At 71.3% G+C, this 22249-nt stretch carries 18 protein-coding genes; 11 read left to right on the forward strand and 7 right to left on the reverse strand.

Annotated elements, in window-relative coordinates:
- Positions 1-36 precede the first annotated feature (36 nt).
- Positions 37-2184 carry an excinuclease ABC subunit UvrB gene (gene uvrB, locus QM638_RS02450; protein WP_415140346.1) on the reverse strand — a complete coding sequence of 716 codons (2148 nt, stop codon included), beginning with the start codon at positions 2182-2184 and terminating at the stop codon, positions 37-39.
- Between the two features lie 89 nt (positions 2185-2273).
- Here uvrB and QM638_RS02455 point away from each other — a divergent pair, with 89 nt between their 5' ends.
- Positions 2274-3521, forward strand: a complete 1248-nt coding sequence (locus QM638_RS02455; RefSeq protein ID WP_415140502.1) for a phospholipase D-like domain-containing protein — start codon at positions 2274-2276, stop codon at positions 3519-3521.
- Positions 3522-3658: 137 nt separating this feature from the next.
- Here the strand turns inward: QM638_RS02455 and QM638_RS02460 are convergent, their stop codons facing one another.
- On the reverse strand, positions 3659-4630 hold the full coding sequence (locus tag QM638_RS02460; protein ID WP_415140347.1) for a DNA-3-methyladenine glycosylase family protein: 972 nt from the start codon (positions 4628-4630) through the stop codon (positions 3659-3661).
- On the opposite strand from QM638_RS02460, the gene QM638_RS02465 reads away from it, so the two are divergent.
- Both QM638_RS02465 and QM638_RS02470 read left to right on the forward strand, forming a co-directional pair.
- Positions 4629-6140, forward strand: coding sequence for an ATP-dependent DNA ligase (locus QM638_RS02465; protein WP_415140348.1), 1512 nt, complete (start codon positions 4629-4631; stop codon positions 6138-6140). The two genes, QM638_RS02460 and QM638_RS02465, sit on opposite strands and share 2 nt — an antisense overlap.
- Positions 6141-6319: 179 nt before the next feature.
- Complete coding sequence (locus tag QM638_RS02470) at positions 6320-6712, forward strand: YciI family protein (protein ID WP_415140349.1); 393 nt, start codon at positions 6320-6322, stop codon at positions 6710-6712.
- A gap of 130 nt (positions 6713-6842) precedes the next feature.
- On the opposite strand, the gene QM638_RS02475 is transcribed toward QM638_RS02470, so the two are convergent.
- Positions 6843-8447, reverse strand: coding sequence for a hypothetical protein (locus tag QM638_RS02475; protein WP_415140350.1), 1605 nt, complete (start codon positions 8445-8447; stop codon positions 6843-6845).
- 220 nt (positions 8448-8667) lie between these two features.
- Here QM638_RS02475 and QM638_RS02480 point away from each other — a divergent pair, with 220 nt between their 5' ends.
- Positions 8668-9357: a TetR/AcrR family transcriptional regulator gene (locus tag QM638_RS02480; RefSeq protein WP_415140351.1), complete on the forward strand. Its 690-nt coding sequence runs from the start codon at positions 8668-8670 to the stop codon at positions 9355-9357.
- Between the two features lie 12 nt (positions 9358-9369).
- On the opposite strand, the gene QM638_RS02485 is transcribed toward QM638_RS02480, so the two are convergent.
- A complete protein-coding gene (locus QM638_RS02485; protein WP_415140352.1) occupies positions 9370-10671 on the reverse strand; it encodes an acetyl-CoA C-acetyltransferase in 1302 nt (433 codons plus the stop codon).
- A gap of 133 nt (positions 10672-10804) precedes the next feature.
- Between QM638_RS02485 and QM638_RS02490 the strand changes: the two genes are divergently transcribed.
- Both QM638_RS02490 and QM638_RS02495 read left to right on the forward strand, forming a co-directional pair.
- Positions 10805-12151 carry a 3-oxoacyl-ACP reductase gene (locus QM638_RS02490; protein ID WP_415140353.1) on the forward strand — a complete coding sequence of 449 codons (1347 nt, stop codon included), beginning with the start codon at positions 10805-10807 and terminating at the stop codon, positions 12149-12151.
- Complete coding sequence (locus QM638_RS02495) at positions 12151-13044, forward strand: MaoC/PaaZ C-terminal domain-containing protein (RefSeq protein WP_415140354.1); 894 nt, start codon at positions 12151-12153, stop codon at positions 13042-13044. The genes QM638_RS02490 and QM638_RS02495 overlap by 1 nt, the downstream gene beginning before the upstream one ends.
- Positions 13045-13095: 51 nt before the next feature.
- On the opposite strand, the gene QM638_RS02500 is transcribed toward QM638_RS02495, so the two are convergent.
- Both QM638_RS02500 and QM638_RS02505 read right to left on the reverse strand, forming a co-directional pair.
- A complete protein-coding gene (locus QM638_RS02500; RefSeq protein WP_415140355.1) occupies positions 13096-14001 on the reverse strand; it encodes an acyl-CoA thioesterase in 906 nt (301 codons plus the stop codon).
- On the reverse strand, positions 13998-14930 hold the full coding sequence (locus QM638_RS02505) for a proteasome assembly chaperone family protein (RefSeq protein ID WP_415140356.1): 933 nt from the start codon (positions 14928-14930) through the stop codon (positions 13998-14000). Before QM638_RS02505 ends, QM638_RS02500 begins: the two co-directional genes overlap by 4 nt.
- A gap of 258 nt (positions 14931-15188) precedes the next feature.
- Here QM638_RS02505 and QM638_RS02510 point away from each other — a divergent pair, with 258 nt between their 5' ends.
- From QM638_RS02510 to QM638_RS02520, 3 genes are all read left to right on the forward strand, one after another.
- Positions 15189-16403: a thiolase family protein gene (locus tag QM638_RS02510; RefSeq protein WP_415140357.1), complete on the forward strand. Its 1215-nt coding sequence runs from the start codon at positions 15189-15191 to the stop codon at positions 16401-16403.
- 1 nt (position 16404) lies between these two features.
- Positions 16405-18510: a 3-hydroxyacyl-CoA dehydrogenase NAD-binding domain-containing protein gene (locus QM638_RS02515; protein ID WP_415140358.1), complete on the forward strand. Its 2106-nt coding sequence runs from the start codon at positions 16405-16407 to the stop codon at positions 18508-18510.
- 113 nt (positions 18511-18623) lie between these two features.
- Positions 18624-19472, forward strand: a complete 849-nt coding sequence (locus QM638_RS02520) for an endo alpha-1,4 polygalactosaminidase (protein WP_415140359.1) — start codon at positions 18624-18626, stop codon at positions 19470-19472.
- 24 nt (positions 19473-19496) lie between these two features.
- On the opposite strand, the gene QM638_RS02525 is transcribed toward QM638_RS02520, so the two are convergent.
- Positions 19497-20735 (reverse strand): MFS transporter, encoded by a 1239-nt coding sequence (locus tag QM638_RS02525; protein WP_415140360.1) that lies wholly within the window; start codon positions 20733-20735, stop codon positions 19497-19499.
- A gap of 75 nt (positions 20736-20810) precedes the next feature.
- Between QM638_RS02525 and QM638_RS02530 the strand changes: the two genes are divergently transcribed.
- On the forward strand, positions 20811-21719 hold the full coding sequence (locus QM638_RS02530; RefSeq protein ID WP_415140361.1) for a LysR family transcriptional regulator: 909 nt from the start codon (positions 20811-20813) through the stop codon (positions 21717-21719).
- 24 nt (positions 21720-21743) lie between these two features.
- Positions 21744-22235, forward strand: a complete 492-nt coding sequence (tpx, locus tag QM638_RS02535; protein ID WP_415140362.1) for a thiol peroxidase — start codon at positions 21744-21746, stop codon at positions 22233-22235.
- Positions 22236-22249: the final 14 nt, after the last annotated feature.

Below are 22249 nucleotides of genomic sequence, written 5' to 3' on the forward strand. Positions count from 1 at the left end.
AGACGGCCCGAGCCGGTGCCGCGGCGGCCGGCCGCGTCACTGGGTCGCGGCGAGCATCTGACGCAGCTCCTTCTTCAGCTCCGAGATCTCGTCGCGCAGCCGCGCCGCCACCTCGAACTGCAGCTCCGCGGCGGCGCCCCTCATCTGCTCGGTCAGATCCGAGATCAACTGGGCCAGGTCGCTGCTCGGCAGGCCGACCAGGCCGTGCTCGCGGGCCTGCGCGGCCGCGTCGCCGAGCATCGGCGTCGGCGCCTTCGCACCCCGACCGGCCTTCCCGGCGCGGCCCTTCGCCTCGGTCCCCGCCCAGGTCTCCAGCAGCTGCTGGGTGCTCTCGTCCTCCCGCGCCAGCATCTCGGTGATGTCGGCGATCTTCTTGCGCAGCGGTTGCGGGTCGATGCCGTGCTCGGTGTTGTAGGCGATCTGGATCGCGCGACGACGGTTGGTCTCCTCGATCGCCTGCTCCATCGACGGCGTGATCCGGTCGGCGTACATGTGCACCTGCCCGGAGACGTTGCGGGCCGCCCGGCCGATCGTCTGGATCAGTGACTTGTCCGAACGCAGGAAGCCCTCCTTGTCGGCATCCAGGATGCTGACCAGCGACACCTCGGGCAGGTCGAGTCCCTCGCGCAGCAGGTTGATCCCGACGAGCACGTCGAACTCGCCCAACCGCAGGTCGCGGAGGAGCTCGACCCGCTTGAGGGTGTCGACCTCGGAGTGCAGGTAGCGGGTGCGGATGCCGGCGTCGAGCAGATAGTCGGTGAGGTCCTCCGACATCTTCTTGGTCAGCGTGGTGACCAGGACCCGCTCGCTCTTGTCCACCCGGGCCCGGATCTCGCCGATCAGGTCGTCGATCTGCCCCTTGGTCGGCTTGACCACCACCTCGGGGTCGACCAGGCCGGTCGGTCGGATGATCTGCTGCACCACGTCCGCCCGGCCGTCGGCACCGGTGACCTTGTCGAGCTCATAGTCGCCCGGGGTGGCGGAGAGATAGATGGTCTGCCCGATCCGGTCCAGGAACTCCTCCCAGCGCAGTGGCCGGTTGTCCATCGCGCTCGGCAGCCGGAAGCCGTGGTCGACCAGGTTGCGCTTGCGGGACATGTCCCCCTCGTACATCCCGCCGATCTGCGGCACCGCGACATGGGACTCGTCGACGACCAGGACGAAGTCCTCGGGGAAGTAGTCGAGCAGGCAGTTCGGCGCCGAGCCGCGGGTGCGTCCGTCGATGTGCATCGAGTAGTTCTCGATCCCGGAGCAGGAGCCGACCTGGCGCATCATCTCCACGTCGTACGTCGTCCGCATCCGCAGCCGCTGCGCCTCCAGCAGCTTGCCCTGCCTCTCGAAGGTCTCCAATCGCTCGGCCAGCTCGGACTCGATGCCGGCGATGGCTCGCTCCATCCGCTCCGGGCCGGCGACGTAGTGGGTGGCCGGGAAGACGTAGAGTTCCTCGTCCTCGGTCAGCACCTCGCCGGTCACGGCGTGCAGCGTCATCAGCCGCTCGATCTCGTCGCCGAAGAACTCGATCCGGACGGCATGCTCCTCGTAGACCGGGAAGATCTCCAGGGTGTCGCCACGCACCCGGAAGGTGCCGCGGGTGAAGGAGAGGTCGTTGCGGGTGTACTGGATCTCGACCAGACGGCGCAGCACCGAGTCCCGGTCGTGCTCCTCGCCGACCTTGAGCCGGATCATCCGATCGACGTACTCCTGCGGGGTGCCGAGGCCGTAGATACAGGAGACGGTGGAGACCACGATGACGTCGCGCCGGGTGAGCAGCGAGTTGGTCGCCGAGTGCCGCAGCCGCTCCACCTCGTCGTTGATCGAGGAGTCCTTCTCGATGTAGGTGTCGGTCTGCGGGACGTACGCCTCGGGCTGGTAGTAGTCGTAGTAGGAGACGAAGTACTCCACCGCGTTGTTCGGGAACAGCTGGCGCAGCTCGTTGGCGAACTGCGCGGCGAGGGTCTTGTTCGGCTGCAGCACCAGCACCGGACGCTGCAGCTGCTCGGCCACCCACGCCACGGTGGCCGTCTTGCCGGTGCCGGTCGCACCGAGCAGCACCACGTCGTTGACGCCGTCCTCGATGCGCCGGGAGATCTCCGCGATCGCGGCCGGCTGGTCGCCCGAGGGCTGGTAGTCGGAGACGACCCGGAAGGGCGCCACCCGGCGCTCGAGATCGGTCACTGGTCGCATGATGAGAGCCTACGACGGGGCACCGACAGATTCCGCTCGGCGGCGAGCGCGGGCACGACGAGGCGATCGGCCGATAGATTGGCCCGGTGATGAGGGTACGGCCGGCCGGCCTGATGAGATGGCTGCGGCGGATCCTGCTGGTCGTCTTCGGGGTGCCGGTGCTGCTGGCGATCGGGATGAGCCTGGTCGACTCCTATCGGCGCCGGGGCAAGAAGGCCAAGCCGTTCCCGGTGACCCCGCCCCATCGCTCGGCCGTCGGAGACGGCACCCTGACGACGTACACCTTCGGCCAGGACCTGTACGACGACATGCTCGCCGCCATCGGGCGCGCCCAGCACCAGATCTTCTTCGAGACCTACATCTGGAAGGGCGACGAGATCGGTCAGCGGTTCAAGAACGCGCTCAGCGAGGCGGCCGACCGCGGTGTCGAGGTCTACTGCATCTACGACAGCTTCGCGAACCTGGTGGTGCCGCCGCAGTTCAAGCGGTTCCCGCGCGAGATGTTGGTGTTGCGCTACCCGGTCTACCCGGCCGGCTGGCGGTTCTTCGACCTGTCGCGCTACGGCCGGGACCATCGCAAGATCCTGGTGGTCGACGACGACGTCGCCTTCGTCGGCGGCTACAACATCGGCTCGGCCTATGCCACCGAGTGGCGCGACACCCATGTCCGGATCACCGGCCCGGCGGTCTGGGACCTGCGGCGCGCCTTCGCCGACTTCTGGAACCTCAACCGGCGGCGTCACCTGCGCGGTCAGCGGCCGTTGCTGATCGAGACGAGCTCGGTCTGGGAGCCCACCCTGCGGGTGCATCGCAACGTGCCGCGGCAGTGGATGTTTCCGATCCGGTCGGTCTACCTGGAGGCGATCAACCGGGCCTCGCGCAACATCTGGCTGACCACCGCCTACTTCCTGCCGGACGAGGACCTCGTCGACGCACTCAAGGCGGCCGCGGGCCGCGGCGTGGACGTGCGGCTGCTGCTCCCGTTGAAGTCCAACCACGTCGTCGCCGACTGGCTCTCCCGCGGCTACTTCACCCAGTTGCTGGAGGCGGGGGTGCGGATCCTGCGCTATCGCGACGCGATGGTGCACGCCAAGACGGCCACCGTGGACGGCACCTGGAGCACCATCGGTACGGCGAACATCGACCGCCTCAGCCTGACCGGCAACTACGAGATCAACCTGGAGATCATCGACGCCTCGGTGGCCGCGCAGATGGAGGAGATCTTCCGGCGTGACGAGTCCAACTGTCTGGAGCTGACCAGCGCCGAGTGGGAGGCCCGGGACGTGCACCGCAAGTTCACCGAGCTGGTGCTCTCGCCGCTGCGGCCGTTCCTGTGAGCCATCCTCGGTCGTCAACGTCGCCCCCGACCGTTCGTCAAGGTATGCAGCCGAGTGCGCACTTCCCACGTGGAGTTCCGCGAGGGAAGTGACCGTTCGGCTGCATACCTTGCCGAACGCGCGGGTCAGCGCGCGGGTCAGCCCGGCAGATGCGTCCGGGGTGCCAGCCGCGGGCCGCGCCGCGGTCGATGGCCGGCGACGGCGTAGAGCAGCATGACCACTCGCTGCCGGTGACCGCGGTAGGCCGCCAGGTAGTCCCGCAGACGATCGTCGTCCCACGGCCGGCCGGTGAGCGCCCAGCCGATGTCCTTCGCGACGTGGTAGTCGCCGAACGAGACCGCATCCGGGTCGCCGTGCGCACGCTGACGCACCTCGGCGGCCGTCCACTCGCCGATCCCGGGGATCGAGGTCAACCGGCGTTCGACCTCCTCGCCGGGCAGACCGAGGGTCTGCTCCAACCGCGGCGCCACCCGGGCGGCGAGCACCACCGCCTTGGAGCGGGCCGGGTCGACCGGCAGCCGCAACCAGTCCCAGCTGGGGATCGCCCGCAGCGTCTCGGCCGCCGGTGGCACCCACAGGCCCACATCCGCGCCCGGGCCCGGTGCCCGCTCACCGAAGCGCCGCACCAGGCGCCGGTATCCGGCGAACGCCTCCTGGCCGGTGACGCGCTGTTCGACGATGGCCGGCACGAGCGCCTCCAGCACCAGGCCGGTCGCCCCGAGCCGGGGAACGCCGCGCCGTCTGATCGCCTCCCGAAGGACCGGATCCCTCGGTGCGAAGCCGTCCGGGTCGTCCTCGGCACCGAGCAGTCGCGGCACCCCTGCCAGCGCCCAGTCCGCGCCCGGGCCCCAGGCGTTCGCCTCGATCGCCGTCCCCCGGACACGCAGGGCGAGGCTCGCCGGGCCGGCCGGCGTACGCATCCCGCGCCAGTGCCGGGCGCCGGTCCCCCGCCCCTCGATCCGGTACGTCGGGTCGCCGCTGCCGCGGCGCAACCCGGCCAGCACGCCCGCGAGGCGGACCGGGAAGCCCGGCTGCCAGATCCGGGTGCCGCCGACCATGTCCCGACCGTAGCCCACCGATGTCGGCGCGATGGGGTTGACTGCACTCATGTTGCTCGCCGACCTCGTCGCCACCTCCGCCGCGGTGGCCGCCACCCGCTCCCGCAAGGCCAAGGTGGCGGCGCTGGCCGACCGGCTGCGAGCCGCCGATCGGGCCGAGCTCGAGACGGTGGTGAGCTACCTGGGCGGTGCCCTGCGACAGCGCCGCACCGGACTGGGCTGGCGGTCCCTGACCGAACTGCCGGAGCCGGCGACGCAGCCGAGCCTGAGCGTGCGGCAGGTGGACGCCGCCTTCACCGCGATCGCCGCCGTCGGCGGCGCCGGCTCGCAGCAGGCGCGCGCCGAGCTGACCGCCGACCTGTTCGCCGCGGCGACGGCGGCGGAGCAGACCTGGCTGCGCGGTGTCATCACCGGCGAGGTCCGCCAGGGTGCCCTCGACTCGCTGGTCCAAGAAGCGCTCGGGGCCGCCGCGGAGGTGCCGCTGCCGGTGGTACGCCGCGCGGCGATGCTCGCCGGGTCGACCGTCGCGGTCGCCGGGCTCGCCTTCGACGGCGAGGCGGCGCTCGCCGAGGTCACCCTGGTGGTCGGCCGGCCGGTGCTGCCGATGCTCGCCTCGAGCGCCGGCTCGGTCGCCGAGGCGCTCACCAGGCTGGATGGCAGCGCGGTGGTCGACACCAAGCTCGACGGCATCCGGATCCAGGTGCATCGCCGCGGTGAGGAGGTGCGGATCGCGACCCGCACCCTCGACGACATCACCGCCCGGCTGCCCGAGGTGGTCGAACTCGTCCGGGGTCTGCCCGCCGCCTCGCTGGTGCTCGACGGCGAGGCGATGACGCTCGGCGAGGACGGCCGGCCGCGGCCGTTCCAGGAGACCGCCTCGCGGACGGCGACCCGCGGCGACCCCACGGCCGCGGTGGCGCCGTACTTCTTCGACCTGCTCCACCTCGATGGCCGGGACCTGTTCGACGAGCCGCTCGCCACCCGCCTCGCCGCCCTCGACCGGCTGGTGCCGGCGGCCCACCGCGTGTCGCGAGCCGCGGTGACCGACGCGGACGCCGGCGAGGCCTTCGCCGCGGCCGCCCTGGCGTCCGGTCACGAGGGGGTGGTGCTCAAGGACCCGGATCTCCCCTGGGAGGCCGGTCGTCGCGGCGCCGGCTGGATCAAGGTCAAGCCGGTGCACACCGTCGACCTGGTCGTGCTCGCCGTCGAATGGGGCTCGGGCCGACGCAGGGGATGGCTCTCCAACATCCACCTCGGCGCACGCGACCCGGCGACCGGTGGGTTCACCATGGTGGGCAAGACCTTCAAGGGCATGACCGACGACGTGTTGCGCTGGCAGACGGAGCACTTCCTCGGCATCGAGACTCACCGTGACGCGCACACGGTCCAGGTCGAGCCCGTGACGGTCGCGGAGATCGCCCTTGACGGCGTACAGCGCTCCTCCCGCTACTCGGGAGGGGTCGCGCTCAGGTTCGCTCGCCTGGTGCGCTACCGGGATGACAAGCGCCCCCAGGACACCGACACCATCGACGCGGTGCGGGCGCTCCTCCCCTCGTCCTGACTTGCTGGTGACACGGCTACCTCTCTCGACATCAGGCTCTCTCGGCATCAGGCCGACGACGACACGATCACGGTGCTCGACCGCCGGCCACCGGGCCGGAGGTGACGGCGCGCGCTGTCGAATCCCGTAGCGTTGACCCGTCATCGCGGGTGAGGCCACCTACGACCGAGGAGCCACCGATGAAGTTCGTCGTCCTGATCCACAGCGACCCGCAGCCCTGGGGCCACCCGACGTTCGCGTTCACCGAGGAGGGCCGGGCGCGCCCGCAGGAGGAGCGCGCCGCGATGGTCAAGGAGCACGACGCCCTGCTCGCCGAGCTGAGCGCCTCGCACGAGCTGGCCGGCGGGAGGGCGCTCAGCGCGCCCGGGGACGCGTCGGTCTACCGATGGGGCGACGGCGAGCCGGTGGTCACCCAGGGTCCGTACGCCGAGACGACCGAGCATCTGGCCGGGTTCTTCCTGCTCGACGTGACGAACCGCGAGCGCGCAGAGGAGATCGCCCGCCGATTCACCTCGGCCGGCGACACGGTCGAGCTGCGAGCGGTGGACCACACGGTGAGCGTCGGGTTCTGAGCGGCGAGGACGCCGACACCATCGACACCCTGGGTGACTTCCTCGCCCGAGTCCGACCCACCAGGGAGGGGCGATGCCTGGCGCCGCCCCTCCCCAGGATCCATCCGGGTGAGCCCGGGTGAGCCACTGGCTACCTCGTGACCTTGACCCTGATCACGGCCGTCGTGCTGGCGGCGACGTACGTGATGCCGTGGACGGTGCCCGCCTTCGCGGCGACCCTGATCCTGATCCTGTAGCTGCCCGCCTTGGTGCCCTTCGCGACCGTGATCTTGCCGGTCCTCGCTCCGATGGAGAGCCGCGTCGAGCCCGAGATCTTCCGATAGGTCAGGCTCGTCTTCGCGCCCTTGACCGAGACCTTGGACGTCACGCCCTTCCTGGTCTTCGCCGTTCTCACGGTCTTGGCGGCGGTGGAGACCGTCAGCTCCTGGGCCTGGTGGGCCGGCGCGGTCTCGATCTGGTTGTCGAAGCCCGTGAAGCTGAAGCCGGCGAAGCTGGCCCCGATGTCATCGGCGCTGCCGTGCAGGTTCAGGTAGAGCAGATAGGTCTGGTAGTCCATCAGGTCGGCGTTCGCTCCTGACTCCAGGACGCCGCGAGCCCGTTTGATCGCCGCCGCAAGAGCGGCATGCGCGGCGGGGGTCGTCCACTTGGCACCCGACCGGACGTCGAGGCCGGTCTTGCTGACCGCAGCCGCTGCGAGCTTCTTCTGCGCGACGCCGATGGCCTTGTAGAGGAAGTAGAAGGCGTTGCTCCCGCTGGTCAGTCCGACCGGCGCGCCGTAGACCCCATCGGCCGAGGTGGGCACCAGCCACAGGCTGACCGGATGGCTGGCGTCGTCCATCAGGCCAAAATACTTGTGTGCGTTGGTGTATTCGCCGTTCCGATTCGAGATGATGATGTTGTCTCGTGAGAACCGCATCGCATCGACATATCGAGTGTCGTCGATCTGGTAATACTCGTGATCGGCGCCGTCGACGAAGGTGCCCTTCTTCTGCACCGCGCGCTCGGCGTGCCAACCGTCCGGCCCCTCCCAGAACAGGGCGACGTCCCCCTCGCTGATCGAGGTGTCGAAGTTCGCGGCGGGGATCACCTCGCCGGAGGTCGAGCTGAAGTGGCTTCCGTCGTACACCTTCTCGTCGGAGTACGCCGAGGACAACTCGGAGCGGACGATCGAGTAGGTGTCGTCGTCGGCGTCGTGGGTGATCGTATCGGCGATCAGGCCCTCCTTGTAGTCCGCCGAGATCTTGTCGGCATACCCGTCGCCGTCGGTGTCGAGGATCCTGATCTCGAGGCCGGCCGGGATCGCGGTGGCGGTGTCGAAGGCGGCGTCCGCGTAGTCGCTCTCGGTCGTCTCACCGCCGTTGCCGCCGTGCCAGGTCCCGTCGTCGTCGTAGAGCCAGTCGGTGCCGTCGACGGTGTAGCCGTCGGGGAAGGTCGTCTCGAAGTCGGACTCACTCCCAGGGATCGCGATGTCGTTGATGTAGTAGTCTCCCGCCGCCAGGATGCTGGCGACCCCGTCGACAGCGTTGTCGGCGTCGAAATACTGGTCGTACGCCGAACTCGTCACCGTGACGTCCGATGACGTCACCACCGCCGCGAGCAACGTGCCCGACTCGGCGTCGTCGGCCGAGGCCGCCGTCTCCGTTCCGGTCGATGCCCCGGCGGCCAGCGCACTGGCCGGCACCATGGTGAGCAACAGCGCGCCCGAGGCAATCGACGCTGACAGTCCTCTTCGCACCACAAACCTCCCGTATGGTCTCCCGACCCGAGGGCGCATCGTGCGCAGCGAGGAGACGATCGAAGATGCGCGGATTCGCGCGTGACAGAGGCTTGCACCAATTCTCTCGACCGAACACCGTGAATGTTGCAAGCAAAGGTGCACCAGATGGTGCCTCGCCTCGGCGACGCAGGGGCCGAGGCGTTGAAACTTCGAGTTGCACGCGCCGTACACTGCGGCCATGGCACACCTGAAGGTCGTTCCCGATCGACCCGCGAAGCGCTCCACCGCGGCACAGCGTCGGCGCGAGCGGGAGGCCGAGATCGTCGGCGCCACTCGCCGGCTCTTCGACGCCCGCGGCATCAGCGACGCCCAGATCGAGGACATCGCCGGCGAGGTGGGCATCAACCGGGCGATCGTCTACCGGCACTTCGCCAGCAAGGACGAGATCTTCGCGCTCACCCTGGTCGGCTATCTCGACGAGCTTCGCGACCGTCTCGCCTCCGCGACGGAGTCCGGCGGCCCGACCGAGCGGCTCACCGCCGCGGTGGCCGCGTTCGTGGACTACGGCATCGCCCATCCGGCGTTCGTGGACTGCGCCGGCACGCTGATGCGGCGCAGCGGCCCGGAGATCTTCGACGAGATCGGCGAGGGCACGCTGTTCCGGCTGGGCCGGGCGATGACCGGTTGCCTGAGCCTGCTGACCGCCGTACTCGCCGACGGGACGACGACCGGCGACTTCGACGTGGCCGACCCGAACCTGCTGGCCAACACCCTCTACGCCTCCGGACTCGGGGCGCTCCAGCTCGCCAGGATCGGCATCCTGGTCACCGAGTCCGCGCCCGGGGTCCCGACGGTGGCCAGCGTGTCGGCGGAGCAGGTCCGCGACTACCTGGTGACCTCGGCGCTCGCCGTGGCCCGGGCCGGATAGCGAACCGCGCGGCTACCGCTCCAGGATCGCCGTCACGCCCTGCCCGCCCGCGGCACAGATCGAGATCAGTCCGCGCCCGCCGCCCTTCTCGGCGAGCAGCTTCGCCAGGGTGTGCACGATCCGGCCACCGGTCGCGGCGAACGGATGCCCGGCCGCGAGCGAGGAGCCGTTCACATTGAGCCTCTCCCGCGGGATCGTCCCCAGCGGCGCGTCCAGCCCGAGCCGCTCACGGCAGAAGATCGGGTCCTCCCAGGCCTTCAGCGTGGCCAGCACCTGCGAGGCGAACGCCTCGTGGATCTCGACGAAGTCGAAGTCGGCGAACCCCAGTCCGTGCCGGGCGAGCATCCGGGGCATCGCATAGGCCGGCGCCATCAGCAGCCCCTCGCCGCCGTGCAGGTAGTCCACGGCGGCGACCTCGGCGTCCACGAAGTAGGCGAGCACGTCGAGACCGTGCGCCGCCGCCCACTCCTCGCTGCCCAGCAGCACCGCCGAGGCGCCGTCGGTCAGCGGGGTGGAGTTGCCGGCGGTCATGGTGGCCGACTCGCCCCTGCCGAAGACCGGCGTGAGCGTGGCGAGCTTCTCCCTCGTCGAGTCGGGGCGCAGGTTGTTGTCGCGCTCCAACCCGCGGAAGGGCGTCAGCATGTCGTCGAGGAACCCCGCCTCGTACGCCGCCGCGAGGTGCTGGTGCGAGGCGGCCGCCAGCTCGTCCTGCTCCGCGCGCCCGATCTGCCACTCCACCGCGGTCAGCGCGGCGTGCTCCCCCATCGAGAGCCGGGTCCGCGGCTCCACGTTCGCCGGGATGCTCGGCAGCACGTCACCGGGCCGCAGCGAGGCGAGCACCTTGAGCCGGGCCGCGGTGGAGCGCGACCGGTTGAGCTCGAGCAGGATCTTGCGCAGCCGCTCGCCCACGGCGATCGGGGCGTCCGAGGTGGTGTCGGTGCCGCCACCGATGCCGGAGTCGATCTGGCCGAGCGCGATCTTGTTGGCGAGGTAGGTGATCGCCTGCAGCCCGGTGCCACAGGCCTGCTGCAGGTCCACCGCGGGGGTCTGCGGGGCGAGCCGCGAGCCGAGCACCGACTCCCGGGTCAGGTTGAAGTCTCGGGAGTGCTTGAGCACGGCGCCGGCGGCGACCTCGCCCAGCCGCTCGCCGACCAGGCCGTAGCGCTCGGCCAGGCCGTCGAGGGTCGCGGTCAGCATCTCCTGGTTCGAGGCGGTGGCATAGGCGGTGTTCGACCGGGCGAACGGGATGCGGTTCCCGCCGAGTACGGCGACCGGGCGGGTGGCCCGGCCAGTGGAGTGGGGACTGGAGCTCATGGACGTCATCCTTGTCTACGCACGCCTGCGGGTTGAAGGCTGTGGGAGCAGCATCACGAAAAGTGGACACTGAGTTACAACTCTAGTTACATGATGCTAGCCCGGCATCGACAGGCCTCGCGAGGGAGTGCAGATGAGCGACAGGTACCAGAGCTTCACCAAGACCCCGATCGGCCGGCTGGCGGTGAAGAACCTCGGCCTCCCCGACCCGGCCACACTGCGGCGCTATCGGGCCGGCGATCCGCTCGTCACCGGGACGGTACTCCTCGGCGGCCGCGGGCGCCTCGCGGAGTCGCTGCCCGGGCTCCTGGCCCCGCTCGGGATCGACACGGCGGCGGCCGGGGCCACGGAGGACGGCGCCCGGTTCCAGGGACTCGTCTTCGACGCCACCGGGCTGCGCTCCAGCGACGAGCTGGTCGAGCTGGAGCGGTTCTTCACCCCCCGGCTGCGCAGCCTCGATCCCTGTCCTCGGCTGATCGTGCTCGGGACGCCGCCCGAGCTGGTCGCCGGCCCCGAGCGGGTCACCCAGCGGGCGTTGGAGGGCTTCACCCGCAGCCTGGGCAAGGAGATCGGCCGCGGCGGCACCGTCCAACTGGTCTATGTCGCCGACGGCTTCGAATCGTCGGTGGCCTCCACCCTGGCCTTCCTGCTCAGCCCGAAGTCGGCGTACGTCTCCGGACAGGTCGTGCGGATCGGCACCGCCCACGCCACCGCCGCCCAGACGGCGGCCCTCCCCGGCGGCGGGGCTCCACTGGCCGGCAGGGTCGCCCTGGTCACCGGCGCCAGCCGCGGGATCGGCGAGCAGATCGCTCGCGTGCTGCACCGCGACGGCGCCCGCGTCGTCGGTCTCGACGTACCCCAGGCCGCCTCGGAGCTGCAGCGCGTCACCGACGAGCTGGACGGCGACTGGCTCACCCTCGACATCACCGCGCCGGACGCGCCCCAGCGCATCGCGCGGCATCTGACCGAGAAGCACGGCGGCGTCGACATCGTGGTGCACAACGCCGGCATCACTCGCGACCGGAAGCTCGCGAACATGGACGAGGACCGATTCGGCTCGGTGATCGCGGTCAACCTGACCGCCCCGGAGCGGATCACCGCCGAGCTGCTCGCCCAGGGCACGATCAGGCCCAACGGCCGGATCATCGGGGTCTCCTCGATCGCCGGGATCGCCGGCAACCTCGGCCAGACCAACTACGGCGCGTCCAAGGCGGGCGTGATCGGCCTGGTGGACAGCCTCGCCGACGAGCTCACCGACGGCATCACCATCAACGCGGTCGCGCCCGGCTTCATCATCACCCAGATGACCGCGGCCGTCCCGTTCGCCACCCGCGAGGTGGGCCAGCGGATGAACGCGATGGCCCAGGGCGGCCTGCCGGTGGACGTCGCCGAGACCATCGCCTGGTACGCCGACCCGGCCTCCACCGCCGTCAACGGCAACGTCGTCCGGGTCTGCGGCCAGATGCTGCTGGGGGCCTGATGGAGCACGTCACCGGCGACACCGACACGGCGGCGGAGCGGGAGCTCTCCGGGCGATCCGGTCCGGCCGCGCTGCTGCGCGCCGCGTTGCCCTCGATCCCGGTGCTCGGCTCGCTGCTGCGCCGGCCGGCGGCGGACCTCTCCGGCCTGGCCGCGGTACGCCGACCGACCACTCCGACCCGCGACCACGTCGACGCCTACGCGCAGATCTGCGGCTATCCACGGCGCGACACCCTCCCGCTCACCTATCCGCACCTGCTCGGCTTCGGCCTGCAGCTCGCGCTGATGAGCGACCCCGCTTTCCCGGCGCCGGCGATCGGTCTGGTGCACATCGAGAACTCGCTGGTCCGGCACCGGCAGATCCGGCTCGGCGAGGAGCTGAGCACCCGGGTCGCCGTCGGGCAGCCCCGCCGGCACCCGGCCGGGACCGCCTACGAGTTCACCACCCAGCTGCGAGCCGACGACGAGCCGGTCTGGGAGTCGGTCTCCACCTACCTGCGGCGCGGGCCGCGTGACCCGGAGGCGACCTGGCCGACCACCCTGGCCGACGCGCCGGCGAGCGGCACCGTGGTCCCCGCCCCGGCCGACCTCGGACGGCGCTACGCTCGGGTCTCCGGCGACTACAACCCGATCCACCTGAGCCCGCTGAGCGCGAAGGCACTCGGCTTCCGGCGCCAGATCGCGCACGGCATGTGGACGCTGGCCCGGAGCGTGGCCGCGCTGGAGAACCGGCTCCCCGATCGGGTTCGCGTCGATGCCGCCTTCCGCAGGCCGGCGTACCTGCCGACCATGCTCGCGTTCGGCTCCACCGCGACCGCCGACGGCTTCGACTTCTCCCTGCACTCCGCCGACGACGACACGCTGCACCTGCTCGGTCGCGCGACGGTGCTCTGAGTCACGACGGCGTGCGGGTTCGACACCGGTCCGTCCGGCATCCGCCGGCACTCACTTGCGGCGCGGCCGGATGATGCCCTCCTGGGCCGCCGTCGCGGCCAGCACGCCGTCGGCGGTGAAGACCCGGCCGATGCCCAGCCCGCGGCCGCCGGAGGCCGACGGCGACTCCTGGTCGTAGAGCCACCAGCGGTCCGCCCGCATCGGGCGGTGGTACCAGATCGTGTGGTCCAGCGACGCCGTCTGGGCCTCGGTGTGGTCCAGCGTGTGCGCCGCCAACGAGGAGCCGAGCAGCGAGAGGTCGGAGGCCCAGGTGAAGGCGGCGGTGTGCAGCACCGGGTCGTCCGGGAGGTCGCCCGCCACCCGCAGCCACACCCGCTGCTGCGCCGGGCGGTGCGGATCGGGCTCGAGACCGAGCAGCGAGTTGCCGACCGCACGCACCTCCAGCGCCGCCCACTCCCGAGCCAGTGAGCGGGTGTCGTCGTCGGTGGCACCGGCCATCACCGCGAGGAAGTCGACGCACTTCTCCGGCGGCGGCACGTCGGGCATCTGGTCCTGGTGCTCGAAGCCCTCCTCGTGTCGCTGGAAGTTGGCGGTCAGGTAGTAGATGTCACGGCCGTTCTGCCGGGCGGCGACCCGACGGGTCTCGAAGCTGCGGCCGTCCCGGATCCGCTGCGTCTCGTAGATGATCGGCTTGGCCGGATCGCCGGGCAGCAGGAAGTAGGAGTGCATCGAATGCACCGAGAACCCCTCGCTGGCCGATCGCATCGCGGCGATGAGCGCCTGGGCGGCGACCTGTCCGCCGAAGACCCGGCCGCGCAGGTTGTGGGCCGCCATCTCGCCGCGGAACAGGTCGGTGTCGAGCTCCTCGAGATCGAGCAGCCGGACCAGCTCGGCGGTGGCCTCGGCCCGCTCGGCGCTGGTGAACGGCTCGGCCGCGGCCATGGGCTCGGTGGTCATTCGCTCTTCTCCCCGCCGTCCTCGAGGCCGGCGAGGAACCGCTCGAACTCGCGGCCGAGCTCCTCCCCGGTGGGCAGCGGCTGGTCCGGCGCGAGCAGGCCCTTGCCCTCCGCCTCGGCCTGGTGGAACGCGTCGTACTGGCGCTCCAACGCGGCGACCACCTCGCCCACCTCGGCGTTCTCCTCGAGATAGGCGGCGATCTCGTCCTGTCGCTTGACCGCCTCGTCCTTGAGCTCGGCGAGGTCGATGGTCAACCGTCCGGCGCGCTCGACCTGCTCGAGCAGCGCCACCGTCGCGGCCGGATAGTCCAGCTGCGCCAGATAGTGCGGCACGTGGGCGACGAAGCCCTGGGCGGCGTGGTCCCACTCCCCCAACCGCACCTCCACCAGGGCCTGGGCCGAGGACGGCACCCGGATCTCACCGCGCCACGGGCTCTCCTCCGCCACCCGTTCCGGCTGGTTCGCATGGTGGGTCAGGGTCAGCGGCCGGCTGTGCGGCACCGCCATCGGCACCGAGCCGAGGCTGATCACGTCGGTGACACCGAGACGCTCCACCACCTCGCGCACGGCACGCGCGAAGGCCTCCCACCGGTTGTCCGGCTCCGGGCCGTGCAGCAGCAGGTACGGCGTCCCGCCCGCGTCGCGCAGCGCGCGCACCACCAGCCGGGGCGCGTCATAGGACTCGTAGTGGTCCCGTACGAACGAGATCGCCGGGCGGCGTGCGCGGTAGTCGTGGAAGGCATCGACGTCGAAGGTCGCCACCACCGACGCGCCACCCGTCGAGCCGTCCACCAACGCCTTGGCCGCACGGACCGCGGCGTTGCCGGCATCGAGGAATCCGTCGAGCACCTGGATCATCGGCAGCCGGCCGGCTCCGTCGGCGAGGTCGGGCAGCTCGTCGACGATGTGGACCAGTCGCGACTTCGGCACCGGCGCATCACTCCTCGGGGATCGGTGACGGCCCTGGGCCGCCTGTGGCCTGTGAGATCTCATCCGCTTCGGCCATCGCACGTGGCCGCAGCGGTCTCGGGCTCCACGATATTCCCTGCCCATCCGCTCCGCTCGGCCTCGGGGCGTCGACGTGGCGCGACGGCACGTGGCGCGTACCACAGCCGGGGCGGCCACCAGGCCTTGTTACTCGAAGGTAACGTTGGCTCCGTCCACCCCTCGATCGCCACAGGAGAACCGGTGCCCCGACAGCTGCGAGAAGTCGTCTTCGTGGACGGCGTACGCACTCCGTTCGGCAAGGCCAAGGGCCAGTACGCCGAGACCCGAGCCGACGACCTGGTCGTCAAGCTCATCCGTGAACTCGTACGACGCCATCCGGAGCTGCCGCCCGAGCGCATCGACGACGTCGCCATCGCCGCCACCACCCAGATCGGCGACCAGGGCCTGACCATCGGCCGCACCGCCGGCCTGCTGGCCGGACTTCCGCAGAGCGTGCCCGGCTACGCGATCGACCGGATGTGCGCCGGCGCGATGACGGCGGTGACCACCACGGCCGGCGGCATCGCCTTCGGCGCCTACGACGTCGCGATCGCCGGTGGGGTGGAGCACATGGGCCGCCACCCGATGGGCGAGGGGGTCGACCCCAACCCGCGGATCGTCGCCGAGCGCCTGGTCGACCCGTCCGCGCTGGTGATGGGCAACACCGCCGAGAACGTGCACGACCGCTACCCGGCGATCACCAAGGAGCGCACCGACGCCTACGCCGTGCGTTCCCAGGAGCTCGCCGCCAAGGCGTACGCCGACGGCCTCATCCAGCCGGACCTGGTCCCGGTCGCCACCCGCTCGGCCGAGCTGGGCTGGGGGCTGGCCACCACCGACGAGCCGATGCGTCCCGGCACCACGCCCGCCGACCTGGCCGGACTCAAGACCCCCTTCCGCCCGCACGGCCGGGTGACCGCGGGGAATGCCGCCGGCATCAACGACGGTGCCACCGCGGCCCTGCTGGCCTCCGCGGAGACCGCGGCCGAGCTCGGTCTGCCGGTCAAGATGCGGCTGGTCTCCTACGCGTTCGCCGGCGTCGCCCCCGAGGTGATGGCCGTCGGCCCGATCCCGTCGACCGAGAAGGCGTTGCGCAAGGCCGGCCTCGCCATCGGCGACATCGACGCCTTCGAGATCAACGAGGCGTTCGCCGTCCAGGTGCTCGCCTTCCTCGATCACTTCGGCATCGCCGAGGACGATCCCCGGGTCAACCCGTACGGGGGCGCCATCGCCTTCGGCCACCCGCTGGCCTCCTCCGGGGTGCGCCTGATGATCCAGCTGGCCCGTCAGTTCGAGGCCAGACCGGAGATCCGCTACGGCCTGACCACCATGTGCATCGGCCTCGGCATGGGCGGCACGGTGATCTGGGAGAACCCGCACTGGAGCGGCACCGCGACCGACGGAGAGGACGCCTGAGATGACCGACATCGACACCCTGCTGAGCGAGGTGACCCGGCTCTTCTCCGACGACGAGGTGGTGACCGAGGCACACCTGCGCAAGGTCACTCTGCCGTCGGGGCGCGTCCTCGGCCTGGTCACGCTCGACAACGGGCTCGACCACACCCGCCCGAACACCTTCGGCCCGAAGAGCCTGGTGGAGCTGAACCGGGCCTACGACGCCGCCCTGGCCGACGACGAGATCGTCGCCGTCGCGGTGACCGGCAAGCCGTTCATCCTCGGCGCCGGCGCCGACCTCGGCGCGCTGCAGGCCGCCGGCGCCCGGCATCCGGGCGGGATCCGCACCATCGCCGAGCTCGGCCATGCGGTCTTCCGCAAGCTGCGTGACGGGAACGCCACGCACCCGGCCAAGCCGTCCTTCGGACTCATCAACGGCCTGGCGCTGGGCGGCGGCCTCGAGGTGGCGCTGCACGCCGACTACCGCACGGTGATCGACTCGGTGCCAGCGGTCGGTCTGCCCGAGGTGATGCTGGGCCTGATCCCGGGCTGGGGCGGCTCCTACCTGTTGCCGCACCTCATCGGCCCCCAGCGCGCCGCGAAGGTCTTCGTCGAGAACCCGCTCAACCAGGGCAAGGTGCTGCGTGGCGCCGAGGTGCTCGAGCTCGGCATCGCCGACGTCGGCTTCGGCGGCGCCGACTATCTCGAGCAGTCGCTGGCCTGGGCGGATCGGGTGCTCGGTGGCGAGGTCGTGGTGGCGCGGCCCGAGATCGACCGCGGTGCGGGCTGGGACGAGGCGGTCAAGAACGCCGGCTTCCTCGCCTGGGCGAAGACCGGCGACGCCTCCCCGGCCGCGAAGAAGGCCGTCGAGCTGCTCGCCGGTGCCAGGACCGCCGTCCGCGACGCCGGCTTCGCCGCCGAGGACGATGCCCTCGAGGCGATGTCGCGCACGCCGGAGCTGGTGGCCTCGCTGTACTCCTTCGACCTGGTCCAGAAGCGCGCCAAGCGGCCCGCCGGCGCCCCGGACAAGGCACTCGCCCAGCCGGTCACCAAGGTCGGCATCATCGGCGCGGGGCTGATGGCCTCCCAGCTCGCGCTGCTGTTCGTCCAGCGGCTCAAGGCGCCGGTGGTGATGGTCGACCTCGATCGGGAGCGGGCCGAGCGGGGTGTCGGGTACGTCCACGCCGAGCTGGACAAGCGCCTGGCCAAGGGCCGCTCCTCCCAGGACGCCACCAACCGGCTCAAGGCGCTCGTCGGTGCGGAGGTGGACTATGCCGCGGCGTTCTCGGATGCCGACTTCGTCATCGAGGCGGTCTTCGAGGAGCTCGGGGTGAAGAAGGAGGTCTTCGCCGCGGCCGAGAAGGTGGCTCCGGCCACCGCCGTGTTCGCCACCAACACCTCCTCGCTGTCGATCACCGAGATGGCCGCCGACCTGGCCCATCCCGAGCGGGTGGTCGGCTTCCACTTCTTCAACCCGGTGGCGGTGATGCCGCTGCTCGAGATCATCCAGGGCGAGCGGACCTCGCCCGCCGCGCTGGCGACCGCCTTCGCCACCGGGAAGGCGCTGAAGAAGACGACCGTGCTGGTCCAGGACAGCCCCTCCTTCATCGTCAACCGGCTGCTCGGCCGGTTCATGGGCGAGGTCGCCCGGATCGCCGACCAGGGCACCCCGATCTCGGTGGTCGACGCCGCGTTCGCCGGGGTCACGCCGATGCCGCCGTACCAGCTGATCGCACTGGTCGGCCCGGCGATCGCGCTGCACAACAACGAGACCCTGCACGCCGCCTTCCCGGAGCGGTTCTACCTCTCGTCGAACCTGGCGCGGGTCGTGGCGGCCAAGAAGACCTCCTTCTACGGTCCCGACGGCCGCACGCTCGATCCCGAGGTCGAGGCGCTGCTGGAGGTCGGCAGCACCGAGTTGCCCGCCGAGCAGGTGCGCGCCCAGACCCTGGAGGCGCTGGCGGACGAGGCCCGCCGGATGCTCGACGAGGGCGTGGTCTCGGCGCCCGAGGACCTCGACCTGGCGATGATCACCGGAGCCGGGTTCCCGTTCTGGAACGGCGGCCTGACCCAGCTGCTGGACCGCGAGGGCATCGCGGAGAAGGTGACCGGCGCGAGGTTCCACTGAGCCCGGATGGCTGAGCCGCTCGGTCCGAGCCGGCCGCGCGGGTGCCACCCGAGCTGTGTTGTTGGGTGGCACCCGCGCGCGTCCAGCGGCAGGCCCGAGGTGAGGGGAACCAGATGCGCACCGCGACCCGAACGCCGACCCGCGCGCTGCTGTGCGCGTTGGTCCTCGCCCTCTCACCGGTGCTCGAGTCGGCGTGGCCGGTGACCTCGGCGGCCTCGGTGGCCTCGGCGCACGCGCCGGCCGAGCAGGCCCGGGTGGCGCGCGCGAAGGTCGTCCGGCCACCGGTGAACGCCGCCTGGGACTACCAGATCGGCGGCGCCTTCAAGCCCGCCAAGCGCGTCCGGGTGGTCACCCGGGACCGCACCGCGACGCCGGCCAGGGGTCGCTACAACGTCTGCTACGTCAACGCCTTCCAGACGCAGCCGGACGAGAGGGCGCTGTGGCGCCGGCACCCGGGCCTGATCCTGCGCAAGAACGGTACGCCGGTCGTCGACGGCGCCTGGGACGAGCGGCTGCTCGACACCGGCACCGCCCGCAAGCGGCACCGGCTGCTGCGCATCGAGCGTCGCTGGGTCAAGGGCTGCGCGAAGGCAGGGTTCGACGCCGTCGAGTTCGACAACCTCGACTCCTGGCAGCGCAGCAAGAGGCAGCTCACCAAGCGCGACAACGTCCGCTTCGCCCGCCTGCTGGTCCGCGCGGCTCACCGCCACGGCCTCGCCGCCGGCCAGAAGAACACCGTCGAGGTGGCCGGTGCCCGGCTCGGCTTCGACTTCGCCGTGGCCGAGGAGTGCGCCCGGTGGCACGAGTGCGCCGCCTACAGCCGGGAGTACCACCGGCGGGTGCTCGACGTCGAGTACACCCGGAAGGGCTTCCGCCGGGCCTGCCGGAACTGGGGGCCGAGGATCTCGGTGGTGCGCCGCGACCTGGCGGTCTCCGCCCGGGGCGTCGACCGGCGCTGCTGATCCGGACCGGCCGAGCTCGGTCGGCTATCGCGGCAGCTGTCGGGCCATCCGCCCCACTGCGAGCACGACGGTGAGCGCGACCACGCCGGCGAAGACACCGATGACCGTCGTCGCCGGCCACCAGATCAGCGCCACCCCCGAGGCGATCACCGGCACGGTGATGCCGCCGTAGGCGGCCAGGAACATCCCGGCGATCGCCTCGCCGCGGTGTCCGTCCCGGCCGAGCCTGGCCGCGGCCTCGATCGCCGAGGCGAACACCAGGCCGACGCCGGCGCCGGCCAGCACGCCGCCGACGACGTAGCCGGGCAGGCTCGGGACCTGGGCGGCCACGGCGATGCCGGCCAGCCCGGCCAGCATCAGCACCAGCCCGGCGTACACCTTGCTCCGTACGGCGAGCCCGGCCAGCGCCACCTGGGAGACCGCGCTCGCCGCCATCAGCCCGAACACCGTCGCACCGGCGATCACCGGGGAGTCGTTGCCGAGAGTGCCGCGCAGGAAGCTGGCCGTCAACGAGGTGTAGAAGCCCATCACCGCGAACGCCGCGGCGGCGGCCACCCCGGCCGCGGCGAACTCCGCACGATGATGCGGCTCGACCTGGATCTGCTGCGGCCGGTAGCGATAGGGCGCGGCTCGACGGCGCTCGGGGACCGTCTCCGGGATCGTCGCGATCACCAGCATCACCGCCACCAGCAGGACGAGGTAGAGCAGGTACGGCACCCGCAGCGGCGCGTGTCCCCAGGCCACCAGCAGTCCGCCGACCAGCGGACCGAAGGCGAGCCCGCCGAGGTTGACCGCACTGGCGAGGGTGGCCGCGACGGTGCGCGGCTCGGGCGGCACCGCGATCGCCCGCAGCTCGGTGAGCGCCGCGGTGGCGGTCGAGGTCAGCGCCCCGATCCCGAACCCGCACACGAAGCGCGCCACCAGCAGCGCGGGCACGCCCTCGCCGAGGATGAAGACCGTCACGCTGACCAGCTCGGCCGCGACCGCCGCGGCCAGCACCGGTCGTCGACCGAGGTGGTCGCTCAGGTGCCCGGCCAGGAAGAGACCGGCCATCACGCCGATGCCGTACGCCGCGAAGATCACCGTGATCAGCACCGTCGGGAACCCGTCCCGGGCCTGGTAGAGCGGATACATCGGGGTGGGCACCGTGGTGAACGACATCAGCACCGCGAACGCCACCGCGAGCATCCAGAAGCCCCGACGGTGGCGCCCGGCGGCGGGTGCGCTCGACTCGACGGTGCGCCGGACGGTCTGCGTGGTCACCTCTCCATGATCCGGCGCGACCCCGTGCGAAATCCAACGAAGAATCCTGATCCGATTGATCGATAGACTCGATCCATGGAGACCCGACACGCGGAGTTCTTCGTGGCCGCCGCCGAGGAGTTGAGCTTCACCCGGGCCGCGGCCCGGGTCAACGTGGTCCAGTCGACCATCTCGGCCGGCATCGCCACCCTGGAGCGACAGGTCGGGGCGCCGCTGTTCGTGCGCTCCACCCGGCGGGTGGAGCTGACCGCGCACGGACGCGAGCTGCTGCCGGTGGCGCGGGCGCTGATCGCCGCCGAGCAGACCATGCGCGAGATCGGACACGGCGCTCGCCCGGGGCTGCGCGGCCGGGTGCGGGTCGGGCTGTTGACCAACCTGGAGATCCTCGACGTGCCCGGTCGGCTCGGGCGGTTCCACGCCGAGCATCCCCAGGTCGAGCTCAGCCTGGTCACCCGGCCGCGCGGGTCCAGCGACATCCTGCGTGACGTCCGCACCGGTCGGCTCGAGCTGGGCTTCACCGGGCTGGTCCCCGAGGACACCCCCGGCCTCCGCCTTCGGGTGCTGCTGCGCCAGCCCTATCTGGTGGTGCTGCCGCCCGGACACCGGCTGAGCTCGCTGAGCGAGGTGCCGCTCGCCGATCTGGTCACCGAGCCCTTCGTCGACCTGCCCGCCGGCTTCGGCAACCGGGTCCAGTTCGACCGGCTGCTCCGCCGGCTCCGGCTGCGCCGCAGGGTCGCGATCGAGGTGCCCGACCTCGGCACGGTGCCGGACTACGTCGCAGCCGGACTCGGGGTCGCCGTGGTACCCCGGCAGGCGGTGGCCGAGCGGCACCGGGTCCTGGTCCGAGCGGTACGGCCGGAGCTCTCCTGGGAGCTCGCCATGGCCGAGCCCGCCGACGCCGCGCGGCGTACCCCCGCCGCCCGCGCGCTGGCCGACGCGCTCAGCTCCGACCTGCCCGAGGAGTGGGCGGTGACACGGCGTTGACCCGCCACCTGTTAGATGTGGAGCATGGCTACCACTGCACTCGGCGGCAACGCCGTCAACACCGTTGGTGATCTTCCCGCTGTCGGCGCCGCGGCGCCCGCGTTCGAACTGGTCGGCTCCGACTTCGCCGCCGTCACCCTGACCCCGGGCACCCGCACCGTGCTCAACATCTTCCCGAGCGTCGACACCGGCGTCTGCGCGGCGAGCGTCCGGAAGTTCAACGAGCTCGCCGCCGGCCTGGACAACACCCGGGTCGTCAACGTCTCGGTCGACCTGCCCTTCGCCCAGGCCCGGTTCTGCGGCGCCGAGGGCATCGACAACGCGGTGGCCGCCTCGGCGTTCAGGTCGAGCTTCGGCGACGACTACGGCGTCCGTCTGGTCGACGGCAGGTTCGCTGGCCTGCTGGCGCGCTCCGTGGTGGTGGTCGACGGCGACGGCACCGTGGTCTACACCCAACTGGTCCCCGAGATCGGCACCGAGCCCGACTACGACGCCGCGGTCGCCGCGCTGGGCTGATCTCTCGGTCCACG

The organism is Nocardioides sp. (assembly GCF_047606145.1).
In the GTDB taxonomy this organism is placed as follows: Bacteria; Actinomycetota; Actinomycetes; order Propionibacteriales; family Nocardioidaceae; genus Nocardioides.